Annotated in this window: 14 protein-coding genes and 1 pseudogene; 1 reads left to right on the top strand and 14 read right to left on the bottom strand. The window is 46.1% G+C overall.

What is annotated here, in order from left to right:
- Positions 1–375 (bottom strand): helix-turn-helix domain-containing protein (locus JCM2850_RS12350; RefSeq protein WP_025872202.1); only part of this gene is annotated, 375 nt, incomplete at its 3' end.
- A gap of 182 nt (positions 376–557) precedes the next feature.
- On the opposite strand from JCM2850_RS12350, the gene JCM2850_RS12345 reads away from it, so the two are divergent.
- On the top strand, positions 558–938 hold the full coding sequence (locus JCM2850_RS12345) for a response regulator transcription factor (RefSeq protein WP_025872200.1): 381 nt from the start codon (positions 558–560) through the stop codon (positions 936–938).
- Between the two features lie 36 nt (positions 939–974).
- Here JCM2850_RS12345 and JCM2850_RS12340 read toward each other — a convergent pair whose 3' ends face one another.
- From JCM2850_RS12340 to JCM2850_RS12280, 13 genes and pseudogenes are all read right to left on the bottom strand, one after another.
- Entirely contained in the window at positions 975–1,517 is a 543-nt protein-coding gene (locus tag JCM2850_RS12340; RefSeq protein WP_025872198.1) for a hypoxanthine-guanine phosphoribosyltransferase, read from the bottom strand.
- Positions 1,518–1,522: 5 nt separating this feature from the next.
- A complete protein-coding gene (gene galU / locus JCM2850_RS12335) occupies positions 1,523–2,398 on the bottom strand; it encodes a UTP--glucose-1-phosphate uridylyltransferase GalU (RefSeq protein ID WP_025872196.1) in 876 nt (291 codons plus the stop codon).
- Positions 2,399–2,414: 16 nt separating this feature from the next.
- Positions 2,415–4,230 (bottom strand): annotated as a pseudogene (locus JCM2850_RS19080) (polysaccharide biosynthesis protein).
- Between the two features lie 195 nt (positions 4,231–4,425).
- On the bottom strand, positions 4,426–4,977 hold the full coding sequence (locus tag JCM2850_RS12325; protein WP_025872195.1) for a sugar transferase: 552 nt from the start codon (positions 4,975–4,977) through the stop codon (positions 4,426–4,428).
- Positions 4,974–5,927 (bottom strand): UDP-glucose 4-epimerase family protein, encoded by a 954-nt coding sequence (locus tag JCM2850_RS12320; RefSeq protein ID WP_025872193.1) that lies wholly within the window; start codon positions 5,925–5,927, stop codon positions 4,974–4,976. Before JCM2850_RS12320 ends, JCM2850_RS12325 begins: the two co-directional genes overlap by 4 nt.
- Positions 5,928–5,930: 3 nt before the next feature.
- The gene (locus tag JCM2850_RS12315; RefSeq protein ID WP_025872190.1) at positions 5,931–6,854 is read right to left on the bottom strand and encodes a glycosyltransferase; all 924 of its coding nucleotides are present in this window, start codon (positions 6,852–6,854) and stop codon (positions 5,931–5,933) included.
- Complete coding sequence (locus tag JCM2850_RS12310) at positions 6,851–7,933, bottom strand: glycosyltransferase (protein WP_025872189.1); 1,083 nt, start codon at positions 7,931–7,933, stop codon at positions 6,851–6,853. The genes JCM2850_RS12315 and JCM2850_RS12310 overlap by 4 nt, the downstream gene beginning before the upstream one ends.
- Positions 7,926–8,693 (bottom strand): glycosyltransferase, encoded by a 768-nt coding sequence (locus tag JCM2850_RS20585; protein WP_051525406.1) that lies wholly within the window; start codon positions 8,691–8,693, stop codon positions 7,926–7,928. The genes JCM2850_RS12310 and JCM2850_RS20585 overlap by 8 nt, the downstream gene beginning before the upstream one ends.
- Position 8,694: 1 nt before the next feature.
- The gene (locus tag JCM2850_RS21660) at positions 8,695–9,636 is read right to left on the bottom strand and encodes a glycosyl transferase (RefSeq protein WP_025872185.1); all 942 of its coding nucleotides are present in this window, start codon (positions 9,634–9,636) and stop codon (positions 8,695–8,697) included.
- A 2-nt stretch (positions 9,637–9,638) separates the two neighbouring features.
- Positions 9,639–10,751, bottom strand: a complete 1,113-nt coding sequence (locus tag JCM2850_RS12295; RefSeq protein WP_234406244.1) for a DegT/DnrJ/EryC1/StrS family aminotransferase — start codon at positions 10,749–10,751, stop codon at positions 9,639–9,641.
- Complete coding sequence (locus JCM2850_RS12290) at positions 10,736–11,734, bottom strand: NAD-dependent epimerase/dehydratase family protein (protein WP_025872181.1); 999 nt, start codon at positions 11,732–11,734, stop codon at positions 10,736–10,738. Before JCM2850_RS12290 ends, JCM2850_RS12295 begins: the two co-directional genes overlap by 16 nt.
- A 97-nt stretch (positions 11,735–11,831) precedes the next feature.
- Positions 11,832–12,647, bottom strand: coding sequence for a methyltransferase, TIGR04325 family (locus JCM2850_RS12285; RefSeq protein WP_025872179.1), 816 nt, complete (start codon positions 12,645–12,647; stop codon positions 11,832–11,834).
- Positions 12,644–13,549 carry a glycosyltransferase family 2 protein gene (locus JCM2850_RS12280; RefSeq protein WP_025872177.1) on the bottom strand — a complete coding sequence of 302 codons (906 nt, stop codon included), beginning with the start codon at positions 13,547–13,549 and terminating at the stop codon, positions 12,644–12,646. Before JCM2850_RS12280 ends, JCM2850_RS12285 begins: the two co-directional genes overlap by 4 nt.
- Positions 13,550–13,551: the final 2 nt, after the last annotated feature.

Raw genomic sequence — 13,551 nt, 5'->3', positions numbered from 1 at the left:
GAGATCAGGAATTTCACGGCCTAGATTGATCAGGCCTTCAAAACCATCTTTGGCAATATCAACACGAATCGGGAATTTCCAGCTGGAGAAGAAGTAATAAAACAAGTTGCGTAAGGCACTGTCATCTTCAACCAATAAAATATGGAAGGCTTTTTGGTCTTGCTCAGACCCTGAGGAGATAGCTTGTCTGCGCTGTAGCAGTATCTGATCCACTGAGGACTGAGAAATGCGTCTATGTCCGCCAGCGGTTTTCCAAGCTTTGAGGATGCCAGATTCGACCCAAAGCTGAACCGTGCGTAAGGACACATCCAGAATCTTGGAGGCCTCTCGCGTTGAGATGAACTCTTCTTTTTTTATATTGGTTCGGTCAGGCATGGTCACATTCTTGCGGCATAATATTTTTCATATTATCGGGTGCGTTAAATAAAATCAAACAGATAGAGAAATTTCTAGAATAAGCGGTTGACATCAAATGGATTAAACTTAAAATCAGCAATTAAGTATCGACCCTAACTTCCTCATGGATAACAATATAATCAACAATTTAGGGGCAAGGATTGTATACAATTTTAATCATTGAAGATCATGAAGATGTTCGAAAATTAATTCGTATCAGTCTTGAATTCAATAACTACAACATCCAAGAAGCCAGCAATGGAGATATGGGACTGGAGCGAGCGATGGAACTCAAACCCGACCTTATTTTGCTCGACATTATGATGCCTGGCACTTTGGATGGCTACCAGATATGCAGCATCCTCAAATCACAGCCAAGTTACAAAGATACTTTGATTATTTTTCTGACGGCAAGAGGACAAGAGCAGGACATATTAGAAGGATACAAAGCGGGATGTGATGGTTACCTCACCAAGCCATTTAGTCCCATCAAGCTGGCAGACACTGTTGAGGCTTTTCTTTCTAAAAAAAGCATACATTGAAATAGATGCCTGCCTGACAAGGCTGCGTACGTTTGCCTACAACGCATAAATCGCTGGTAAGTTTCGCCACCAACCATATACATCCATGCCACAGCCAAACACATAACGGTTAGGCACTTCCAAGCCAATGTAATCCGCATGTATGGGTTTATCCTGATTCAGCGCTTTCTCTACCAGCACTGCCACCAATACTTGCTTTGCACCCAATGCTAGACACTCAGTCTTGATCGCAGCAAGCGTAATGCCTTCATCCAGAATATCATCCAGCACTAGCACCGTGCGATCACGCACGATGCTGCTGGGTTTTACTTTCCACTGCAGCGCGTCACCATCAGTACGATTGTGGTAACGGCTGGCCTGGACATAATCAAACTCGAGGGGGAAGGTTAAACGAGGAAGCAATTGCCCAGCGAACACCACCCCGCCGCCCATCACGCACAGCACAACGGGGGATTCATCCGCCAATGCCAAGGTAATCTCGTTGGCTACCCTGGCTAGGGCTTGGCTGACCGTAAGCTCATCATGAATAAGCTCAGCTTGGCCGAGGATGACATTGGGGTGGGTATCTAGGGATTCCATGAGCCTTACTTGGTCAATTCACGCAGATACTGCGAGAACTCCTCACCAATTTCTTCATGCTTAAGCGAAAACTCGACATTGGCTTTGACATAGCCCAACTTGCTGCCGCAGTCGTAACGCTTACCCTTGAAGCGATAAGCCAGAATCTTTTGTTGCTCCATCAGCGCAGCAATACCATCGGTCAATTGAATTTCCCCACCCTTACCTGGCTTGACATTCTCAAGGCAGGTGAAGATTTCAGGAGTCAAAATATAACGTCCAACCACCGCCAGGTTAGAAGGTGCATCTTCAGGCTGTGGCTTTTCAACAATGCCGTTCAGCTGCAATACATCTGGGCCTGTCAATTCCACTGCATCAACAATACCGTAGCTTGCTGTCTCGCTTGGCTCAACATCTTCAACACCAAGAATTGAAGCTCCTTGCTTTTCAAACAACTCAGTCATTTGTTGCATCGCAGGCTTTTCAGCATCAATCAAGTCATCTGCCAAAATGACAGAGAACGGTTCATTACCCACGACAGATTTAGCCAGCAACACCGCGTGGCCCAAGCCCAAAGCTTCAGCTTGACGGATATAAATGCAGGAAACGTGCTTGGGTAGAATGTTCTGAATTTCCTCAAGCATCTTGGTTTTCTTGCTGGCTTCTAGGGAAGCTTCAAGTTCAAAAGACTTGTCAAAATGATCAGGAATGGAGCGCTTATTGCGACCAATAATAAAGATCAGTTCAGTTGCACCAGCAGCAACTGCTTCTTCCGCGGCATACTGAATCAGAGGTTTATCAACGATAGGCAGCATCTCTTTGGGGCTGGCTTTGGTGGCCGGCAAGAAACGCGTGCCAAGACCTGCCACGGGGAAGACTGCCTTGGTAATTTTTTTTGTCATCTCAATCGTCTTTCTTTTAATGTATTGTCGATGACCCGGGAGTCAACGCAGAAGAAAGACTAGCATGTATATCACCTGCATACTCCTCCACCCACATCTTGAGCTCTTGCTTCACGACTGCCTCATCCATGCTGGATGACTTGTCTACCCACTTGAGCAAAGCCACAACCCAGGCCTCATCTGCACTTCTAGCCACGGCGATACGCAATTTATCGTGCGGCGTCGGTAAAGTGAGTTCGTCGTCTGCCAAAAGTTCCTCGTACAGCTTCTCGCCAGGGCGCAGGCCGGAAAAAACAATGTCGACCTCATCATCCCCCAACCCTGACAACCTAATCATAGCACGCGCCAAGTCCACAATCTTGATGGGGTCACCCATATCTAGCACGAATATTTCTCCGCCCTTACCCATCAATCCGGCTTGCATGACCAACTGGCACGCCTCAGGTATAGACATGAAATAACGCGTGATCTCGGGATGAGTAACGGTGACTGGCCCACCAAGCGCAATTTGCTCTTTAAACTTAGGGATCACACTACCACTGCTGCCCAGCACATTGCCGAAACGCACTACCACAAAGCGGGTTCCTGTTTCCGCCTGCAAACCTTGACACACCATTTCAGCCAGACGTTTGCTAGCCCCCATGACATTGGTTGGGTTAACCGCTTTATCTGTGGATACCAGCACAAACTTATTAACGCCCGCCGCCTTACATGCACTGGCTACTGTGAAAGTACCCAGCACATTATTGGATAATGACTCTGCAACGTTACGGTTTTCCATCATAGGCACATGTTTATAGGCTGCAGCATGAAATACTGTGCTGGCTGATAACTAGCAAGCACGTGCTGCACGCGTCGTGCATTCTTGACGTCCCCTACCAGATATTCAATCCGCACATCCAGCTTTAAAGCGGTCAGTTCTTGCTCTAGGCTATAAAGAGAAAACTCCGAATGGTCGAAACACACCAGCATTGAAGGCTGAAACTTGAGTAACTGTCGGCAAAGTTCTGAACCAATCGAGCCGCCCGCGCCAGTGACCATAACCACCTGACTATCGATCAACTGGTGCAAACCATCATCGTCCAACACCACAGGCTCACGCCCAAGCAAATCTTCAACCTCAACCGGACGTAGCTGCGCCATGCTGACACGCCCACTCATCAAATCTTCCAGTGATGGCACGGTAAGTACCTTGAGTTTGTGCTGACTGGCCATATCAATAATCTGGCGCCTGCGTTGTTGCGCGCCGAAGGAATGGCCACAATCACATGCTGAACAGACATTGCCTTGGCGATCTCAGGAAAATCGCTGAGTTTGCCTAGCACTTTTACACCAAGCAACTCACGGCCGAACATTGATTGCTTATCATCAAGCAAGCCCACTATGCGCCACTCATGACTCTTGGATAAATCCTTGAGCAAGGCAATCGCGGCATCCCCGGCGCCAAGCACCAACACTGGCTTACCTGAGGATTGGGCCGCGCCATACAGTCGATGCTCTTTCCAGGCGCGGTAGGCAATGCGGCTGCCACCCATCAACAAAAGCAGCAGCATGGGATTCATGATCAACACCGAGCGCGGCACAACCCCATGTGGCTGGAACATAAACAAAATTGCTACCACAACTACTGCGGCCACCCCAATCGCTCGAATCAGCCGCTGTAAATCCGGCAGACTGGCAAAACGCCATACACCGCGGTAAAGGCCGCATAGCAGGAAAAATGTTGCTTGCAGGGGAATAACCCAAGCTGCACTTTGCAACATGCTCTCGGCAAATGGGGCAGGGATATCAAAATTGAAGCGGAAAAGAAATGCTACCCACCACGCAAGCATGGCGGCAATGATGTCATGCACCCAGGCACTGATTGAGCGCGGGTTTTTCAAACTGATGAAATTAGGCCAACGAAATAAATGGGGGGGGGTATGCACGCGCACGGCCTAAAATGAAAAAAATGTATTTTACTGAAAAACTATAGTGCTGCGTTGGCAGAACGAAAATAGCACTCGCCTAACTGGCATGGCGGTAGATCACCGCACGACCCTGTCACCACGCCCCTTGCCCAATACAGTCTGAATTAACAGCTTGAAATAAAGCTTTAAATTTAATTGCTGCAACATAGAAGCATCTGTCTCTGCAAGCAACTTTGGCATAGACATATCAATGTCATTCACCTGAGCCAGTCCGGTGATGCCTGGTCGAACTGCATAAACACCCCGTGCATCACGCGCTGCAATCAACTCATCCTGATTAAACAAATTCGGCCGCGGCCCCACCAAGCTCATCTCGCCCTTGAGCACATTCCAAAGCTGCGGCAATTCATCTAACTTTGTACTGCGTAAAAAACTACCTAACCAAGTAATAGAGCTGGCAGAAGCCAGATGACTGGCAACTGATGCTGTGTTGACTTTCATGGTGCGGAATTTCACCAGCGTAAATGGCTGGCGATGCCGCCCTACCCTCACTTGGCGGAATAAGGGAGAGCCTGTATCGAGCAAGCCGACCAGATAAATTATTATCAATAATGGCAAACCGAATACCAGGCCAAGCAAGGAAAATACAATGTCAAAAAAACGAATCACGGCTCAGCCTTAGTTGGAAAACAATTTCGCAGCCCTTGATCAACTGTCACAGGAGGCTGCCAGCCTAATACCTCGCGTGTCTTGCTGATATCCACCTGCAAAGACCCTAAAATTCTCCCTGCCATCATTTTCTTACCCAGAACAGTAAAGACGAAGTTGACCCATGCTGCAGGAAAGGGAATCAATCTAGATGATACGCCAGCCGCTAGAGCCAAGCGACGCAATAAAGCGGTAGTAGACAAATCCTCACCATCACTGACTAAGAAAACCTGATTGGCGGCGGCCGGATGATTAATACACACCATAATTAAGTGGATCAAATTATCGATAGCAACCAAAGACCGTTGATTGGCAATCGCCCCGAAAGGCAATGGCAAGCCTGTCTGCAGCAGTTTGATCATGGTGGAAAAATTACCTTTTACACCGGGACCATAAACCAGAGGTGGGCGAATAATGACCACAACCATATTTGAATCCTTTGCCAATGCAAGCAAGCCCTGCTCCGCCTCCCACTTGGATTTGCCATAGGCATCTTCTGGCATAGGCATATCTTCTGCAGTAAATGGTTTGCCTGGGAAACTTTGCTCGCCATTAACCTTGATGGAACTTACAAAAATAAAGCGTTTAACCCCAGCATTTAGCGCTTGCCTGGCCAAATTCAAGGTGCCCTCGACATTGGTTTGCCAGTAAGCCACGATTGGATCAACTAAGTTTTCCTGCATCACATGAACTCTGGCAGCAAGATGTATCACTACCTCAACCTCATCCAAGATGGTCGACCAATCCGTTGTTCCATCTATCGACACAACCTGGCTATATGCTCCCCCATCAGCGCTATTTAGAGCACGTCCAACCTGGGTGACTTGAAAGGCTGATTGGCATAATTGATTGCATAGTGATCGACCCACAAAGCCATTAGCTCCGGTAACCAAAATATGTTGCTGACTCATCGTTCAAAACCACTTAAACACAATACTAAACATCAGGAATAAACGATCCTTCACTGATCGCCTTCCATGCCAGGCATATGGCAATAACTGCAGGCGGTTTCCAAGTGAAGGCTTCTCCAGCAAAACCAATAAGCGCTGCAAATCTTCGCGCTGAGAAAAAGCATAAGCGATGCGTGTCACCTTAATGACTTGCTGGCGATACCAGCCATCGCGGATTTGTTTCAATCTCGTCCATTTCGCTTTAAGACTGACATTGGCCCCAATCACATTATTGCCATGCTGCCGATATTTCAGAGAAGGGTTAGCATCTATCACCCAGGTATATCCCAAGGAACGTGCAATTGCATAAGTTAGCCAATCATGCAAAGTAACATCCCGCGCTGGAGATAGCTCATCTTGGAGCACATTGCGCACTTGATGTGCGAGGCGAGTAGTCATCAAGAAAGTACAACCTGGCCCAGCAGATTCGAAGAGATAATCAAACTGCCGCTGAGCTTGAGATTTAACGATCAGCATCACTCTGCCGTCAGGCCAAAATGCCTCAACATTGGAAGACACACCATCAGCCTGATGTAGCTTCATCAAGCGTGCATGCCTGCTCAACTTATAGCTATCCCACACATCATCTTGATCTGCAAATGCAACGAAATCGAAACCATCCAGATCAACTTCGTGGATCAAACGATAAAAATTCCTGCCCGCAGAACCTGCACGCTGATTATGTGGCAGCAAAGTCACGTTTTGATGACAAGCAGCCTCTACATTCAACCACTCCCAAGTGCCATCAGTGGATAAGTCGTCCGCAATAAACACATGAAGCTTGACACCCTGTTGAGCAAGAATACTGGCAAGCTGCTCCGCTATCCAAGCCCTACCGTTGAAACTGGCCAACAACACTGCAACGCTGGGGAGTTCATGCTGATTCATGATTCAACTGCCAAACGTTGCTTGATAGTGGAGGATAGACGAGCACTTTCCACCGTAATGAGTTTTTCACTGCCGTGAATACCCTCAGCTCCGACTGGCGTCGATATAACTGTGGCTCCCGATTCCAGCATTTGTAAAACTTTGATTTTCACACCAGCACCGTAATATACAGGTGCAATACATAAAGTTGCCGCCTTAAACGCCTCAGTTGGGTCATCAACAGCGCCAGTGACTCTAACACCAGGCAACACTTTCGATATCCAACGCAATAGCGTTCTTGGTGCCAAACCTAATATCCAGCACTGAACATCGCGATGCTCCAACCAGATGCCAGGATAACTGCACAACAAAAATCTTAAGATGGAGTAATGATTTTCAGCCCGCTGCATGTTGCCAAAAAAAACCAGGTTTTTCTTGCCAGGAAATTGCTTGAGGATCCCTGCAATTGGCACTCCTTGATTAACAACCCCTACCTTGAGAATGTGCGGCACCTGCACCTCTATCTGGCCGCTATACCCTATTTCCTCGCATCTCAGCTTGTCCTTCAGGGAAAGTGTGAAACACTGGGTGACATGACGCAGCAGGGACGATTCCGTGCGCAACACTTGATTTTTCAGCCATTTTAATAAAGGACGTCGCTCAACTTTTTGCGACAACACATCATGAACAATGTAATGAATGGGTAATTGATTGTATGTTGGCGCGAAGCCAAGACAAGATGGAAAATCAAGATAGATCTCAGTAATGGCGTGTTGGTCCAACAACTGACGGATAAAACGTTCAGCTTGCGGTGATACACGCGTAAATAACCAGGGGCAGAGCAGACTTCCCTGCTGGCGTGAGCGCCATAAAGCTGCAAACGTCATCCATCGCGTATGCGTAAGCGTGGTGTAGGAAGCACAGCTTGCAACAACCTCAGGACTGGCGACTTGATAATTAGGGGCAAGTGCCAGCACATGCACTTTCCTTCCTTGCTTTATCAGTCGCTCTATATGTTGCTGACTGATTGCCTCACCTGCACCAATAAAACCCATACCTCCAGGATGAAAGCCAGTGATAAACAATACGTTGCTATTCATGCTGGGGTAGATCGCGCAATTTTTTGTAGTGTGCATACCGGATGAGCTTGGGGGTATGGCGTATCAAACGCAAAATGAAAAGTACTAGCTGGAGCACTGAATTAGGTTCGGTTTCCAATTGCACGCGGAAAAATTCAACCATCGTCCCAGGGACATCTGCTCCTGACACGCCTGTAGCTGGATAATAGCCTGCTACAAAATCTGCTTTGTAAATCACCGTTTCGCTAGCGCCACAAACACGCTTGATAAAATACTGATCTGCCGTGATAGGGAATCGGCGGGAGTAATAACCAAAACGATCATGCAAACTTTTTTTGATCATAGTACCGACAGAATGATTGGAAATATAAGCCAATTGTCCGCGCAAAAATGGCCTGCCACTTCCAGCAATCATGACACCATGATCTGACTCTACACTTGCGGTGACGAGATCAGGCAGACCTATGCCAGCCGCACGCTTAAACGCCTCGACAGCATGTGGATACAAAATATCATCGGCACCCAAGACCAAATAATAATCGCCTGAGCTTAGCGAAATCGCACGATTTAATGCATCGTATATACCAAAATCCTGTTGCGCTGACAGCAAAAGATTAATGCCTACAACGCTTTTTAGATAAGATATAGTTTCGTCACTTGAACCGCCATCTGCAACGACCCACTCGAAATCCATATCAGTTTGACTAAGCAGGCTTTGCACTAAATCTGGTAAATTTTTAGCGGCATTATATGTTGCCGTAATCACACTAAGTTTTTGCATTTTATTTGATCTTAGCTGTAGCGGTAAATCCTCTGATCCATGTGTAATAAGAAGCCAATTTTGGCCTAATACCACATTTTTCTGGCAACAATGGCAACGGAATGGCAAACCGATGCAACATCCCAATTTTTTTCTGCAAAGTCGCAAGATACTCGTCATAGAGGTAACGAGAACTTTTAGCTATCTGGTACCCTTCATAAAGTCTGACAAGATTAAACTTGATTATGCGGAATGCATGAAAGTGGTAAAAAACCGGCTTGAATTTCCCACTTTGGTGCTGAAGTTGATAGTCTACATTCCAAGGTGCCAACGTTTGTTCAACGCACTTCAATATGTGGACATCATCGGCAAAAATTGTAGGCCATAAATCTAAATATTTCTGATCACCAAACTTTCCATCCTCCATCCTTGCAAAACACCACTCCACGCAGCGATCTTGCCACCAATGCATAACTTTACGGGATGCTTCACTTCGATCAAATACCATGAATTGCACACAAAACCGTCCACTCGTTTCCAGATGCTGAATGTAATCGGGTGCATATGCATGCTCAGTAATCATCACATGCTTGCCGCTTTGTTCAAACTCATGAAAAAGTATCGCAGGATCGTTGAAAAAAAATAAATCTGCATCAAGATAAGTGACTCGTGCCACCTCTGGGTGTTGAGCAAACACCCATTCGGCAGTGAATGGGGTTATGGTCCAGCAATACTCCCCCTTTGTTCTGCCTGGTTTAACGGCCAATAATGCCTCGCTTTCAAAATCGGCCAAGCGCATAAGCGAAACATGAGGCAACTGCAATTTTTCCAGTTGCTCATGCACCACTTTATCCATACAGACTATCCATAAATGAAAATCCCTGGCATGGCGGGCCAGCGACTCATGCAGGCACAAACCTTGAGGCAGAAACTTGCTATCAAACAGTGTGACAAAATGCTCCATGTTTACAGTGCAAACCTATTGACTGCAGCAATGACGGTCTGAACATCTTGTTCAGACATTTGAGGATGACATGGCAGCGAAAGGCATTGCTGTGCATGGGCCTCACTAAATTGCAGCCCAGCCGGATCTCTCAATATATCGCTGCACTTTTCCTGATGATGAATAGGCACAGGATAATGAATCAATGCCTGAACGCCATTTGCCTGCAAGTGAGCCTGCAATGCTTCACGGTGCTCCGTTAGCACAACAAACAAATGATAGACATGGGCTAATGGCTCTGTTGGAGTTTGCATGAGGCGCACGTATGGATTATTCAACTGCTGCCTGTATTGAGCGGCAATTGATTGCCTATGACTTGTATATTGTTCCAGCCACTCTAGCCTTACCGTGAGCAAGGCCGCCTGAATTTCGTCAAGACGACTATTCAAGCCAAACTCTGGATGATGGTAACGCACACTTTGGCCATAATTTCTTAACACTGCAGCCTTGTCTGCCAGCGCAGATTGAGATGTTACCAAAGCCCCTCCATCGCCAATGGCGCCCAGGTTTTTGGTCGGATAAAAGCTGTAAGCACCAAAGCGACCAAAACTCCCCGCCACTTTACCTTCCGCTTGCGCCAAATGTGCTTGAGCACAATCTTCCAACAAAGCCACTTGATGCTGATCGCACAAGTTCAGCCAGGATTGCATATCCCTGATTTGCCCGTATAGATGGACTAGCAAGACCGCTTTCGTTCGCGAGTTGATGCATCGCTTGACACTTTCATGACTCAATAAGCCAGTGTCAGGATCAATATCGGCCAAGACCGGCGTAGCACCTGCACGTATGATCGCCAGCACAGAGGCAAAAGCCGTCATCGCAGTGGTAATCACCTCATCACCGGGCCCAATGTCCAGCGCGCGCAATCCTATCTCAATCGCATCCATGCCATTGCCAACACCCACTGTATGAGAAGTGCCGCAACGCTGAGACCACAATGACTCAAACTTGCGCCCCTCCTCACCTAATACATACCAACCGGAGCGCAGCACACGCTCGACGGCTTGCAGCTGCGCTGCAATCAAAGCTTCTGGTTCAGCCTTGAAGTCATTCATTAAAATCATACGTTGTCCCAATATTTATCATGATGCTGGCGATAGTATGCCAGGCTTGCAGCAAGCCCTTGTTGCAAGCCCACACGGGGGCTCCAACCTAAAACCTGCTTGATTTTATTGAAATCACTATAGTAGTCACCGATATCAATGGCTTTTCTCTCAGGTGGGAATGGCACAATCTCATAGCTGGAACCAGGCTGAAATTGTGTCATTAATTCAGCTACTTGCTGTAAATTTACAACCTCATCACTGCCGAGATTAAATATTTGCCCATCTGCTTCTGTATTGGCGGCAGCCAGTAACAGAGCATCCACCACATCATCAACGTAATTGAAATCCCTCAATTGCAAGCCATCTCCAAATACCGCAATTGGCTTGCCTTCAATCACTCTACGCAACCAAATCCCAAGAAAAGTCTGACGGGCATCCTTGACGCGCATGCCAGGACCATATGTATTTGTCAGACGTAGCGCACAGGCTTTGATACCGTAAACATTGTTATAGAGAATGTGATACCACTCCCCTGCCAATTTATTGATGCCATTCACATCCACTGGCTGAATCGGGTGTGACTCATCTACAGGTAAATACTCAGGCTTGCCATAAAGCTGTCTGGTGCTAGCGAAGACTATTCTGACATCGGGATTATGCTGTCGGCATGCTTCCAGAATGGATAATTGTGCTGCGGCATTGATATCCAGATCCGTCCTGGGGTCGGTCATGGAATCCAAATGGCTAGTTTGTCCAGCAAGGTTAAAAAGGTAATCCTTGCCTTTGATAAGATAAGCCATGGCATGACTATCACGTACATCGCTGATGTTGATATTGACCAGCGATTCATAGCCACTAAGGTTAAAGGCATTGCCACCATAAAGAGGTAACAGGCTATCTACAACGGTCACCTTGGCTTTGTGCGCAATTAATCTTTTGACCAAGTTTGAACCAATAAAACCCAAGCCACCAGTAACAAGAATATTCTTACCTGAGTACAGTTCATCATTCATACAATTACCTTAACAATTTCACAACAAGAGAATCAACCCGTACATTAGAAGAAATAAGACACAGTAACTCAAAGATGAACAATTGCTTGTTAGAAAATCAACTTACACTCTTGCGCTTGAAAAAAAGCCCTTTGTAATAGCCTATGTCCGTCAGGTCTGCACAAGGAAACTCCATGATGACCTCATACCCTCCTGCACTCATAGTATTTATAAATTTGTCCCAAGAAATGAACCAGGCAGGGTAACTTGCCGGATAAATCGATGCAGGCACTGTCTGGACAGTTAAGCGGTCAACAACGTCATAAAAAGCCGTGCGATCGAAAAGAATAAACTCAGAATCTAGCCTCAATAATTCTTCTAACAGCTGGTATGGATGCTCCAAATATTGCAGGACGCTGGAAAGAAAAATAACATTGGGTTTTCCATCCAAAATAAACTCTGTGAGGCTATTGTAAAATTTAAGATCAGTTGTGGTTAGGTGCTCGCGACCCCAGGCAACAAAATGTGGCTGCTCAACAACTCCCCAACGCAAATCCTTAACTATAGACAATATTGCAGCATGCTGAGAATAAAAACTTGCCAGAGAGCCTCCAAAATCCAGGACACTCAACTTGCCACCAGAACTAACAGCTGCGTATAGCAATCCAGACAAAGCGGAATATCTATACTCAACATGATGGAAACATACTGAATCTCGTTCAAAAACCGCTTCACCACGCTTGACTTTGAGAGCTGACTCTTGAATGATGGTGAGAATATTTTCCGCATCATAGCCACCACTATTTTGTTTAGCATGCGCCCAAGAAGAATAATTTCCGGCGAACGAAGAGGCAAAGTTACGCCGCCTATACTTCTGCAGAATATGCAGAAAAAGTGGGGGGCATAATAATTTTAGGATCTTGATAAAACTCATAAAAATTTTTTAAATACGGATTTTGCCTTCAGCATCATTTTGCGAACAACTGATGGTTTGCTTTCAAGAAAAAATTGCTCAAATTTCTTAAATGCCGGCTCAGACTCGCGCAATGGAATATCAGTCAATAGTAATCGGTCAGCTCTCAACTCCGCAGAGTATGTTTCGCTTTCTCCACAATGCACACCGGATCCATCATGTCCAATATTACTAAGCAAAGCTTTACCAGGATAAAGCGTCAACTTATTAAGCAAGAAAGCACTAGCATGCCAACGTATTGCCCAAGAATTATTGGTTCCTGCAATCTGGTCGCGCAACATATTTGAAAATGGATAACTACCGTTATAATCAAACTTATTCAGCAAGTTAAGCTGCTTCAGTTGCGCAAACAACTTACTTCCATCTGGTTCAAACCAATCCCATCTATCCCTCCATGTAGCCCAGCCCCAGCAATCTGCACCACGCAAAAAGAAAGTATCGGGCAATCCTGCGATGGGATAAACATAGGCATGAATACTTGCAACTTCATGAAAATCAGCATACTGACTCAAGCTATCATTCATGTATTGAAGAAAATATGGACTGGTGACCATGTCGTCTTCAAGAACTATTATGCGACCATACTCTGCAAGTACATTTGTTACACCATCAATAATCGAAGCAGCTAGCCCAAAATTCGTTTGACGTTCTATGATTCTTACTGACTTGAAGCCTTCAACAGTGTGAGTAAACGCTCTGACAGCATCCACCATGCTTTGCTGTGTAATATTTTTTGCAGCATCAGAAAAAATCAGCAAGTCCGTTTCAGCAGACAAGGTATTATTCTTCAGTGCTTCAATCGTCCTTTTAGTATGGTCAGGGCGGTTATAAGTAAACAGGGCAACAGGTGCTAGATTGGACATGG

The organism is Methylobacillus glycogenes JCM 2850 (assembly GCF_000617925.1).
GTDB lineage: Bacteria > Pseudomonadota > Gammaproteobacteria > Burkholderiales > Methylophilaceae > Methylobacillus > Methylobacillus glycogenes.
This window is presented reverse-complemented; position numbering and strand designations above follow the sequence as displayed.

Coding starts and splice junctions, on each gene's coding strand:
- JCM2850_RS12310 (WP_025872189.1), bottom strand. CDS start 7,933: ATGAATAGCAACGTATTGTTTATCACTGGCTTTCATCCTGGAGGTATG.
- JCM2850_RS20585 (WP_051525406.1), bottom strand. CDS start 8,693: ATGCAAAAACTTAGTGTGATTACGGCAACATATAATGCCGCTAAAAAT.
- JCM2850_RS12285 (WP_025872179.1), bottom strand. CDS start 12,647: ATGAGTTTTATCAAGATCCTAAAATTATTATGCCCCCCACTTTTTCTG.
- JCM2850_RS12340 (WP_025872198.1), bottom strand. CDS start 1,517: ATGGAATCCCTAGATACCCACCCCAATGTCATCCTCGGCCAAGCTGAG.
- JCM2850_RS12315 (WP_025872190.1), bottom strand. CDS start 6,854: ATGAATCAGCATGAACTCCCCAGCGTTGCAGTGTTGTTGGCCAGTTTC.
- JCM2850_RS21660 (WP_025872185.1), bottom strand. CDS start 9,636: ATGGAGCATTTTGTCACACTGTTTGATAGCAAGTTTCTGCCTCAAGGT.
- JCM2850_RS12320 (WP_025872193.1), bottom strand. CDS start 5,927: ATGAGTCAGCAACATATTTTGGTTACCGGAGCTAATGGCTTTGTGGGT.
- JCM2850_RS12290 (WP_025872181.1), bottom strand. CDS start 11,734: ATGAATGATGAACTGTACTCAGGTAAGAATATTCTTGTTACTGGTGGC.
- galU (WP_025872196.1), bottom strand. CDS start 2,398: ATGACAAAAAAAATTACCAAGGCAGTCTTCCCCGTGGCAGGTCTTGGC.
- JCM2850_RS12280 (WP_025872177.1), bottom strand. CDS start 13,549: ATGTCCAATCTAGCACCTGTTGCCCTGTTTACTTATAACCGCCCTGAC.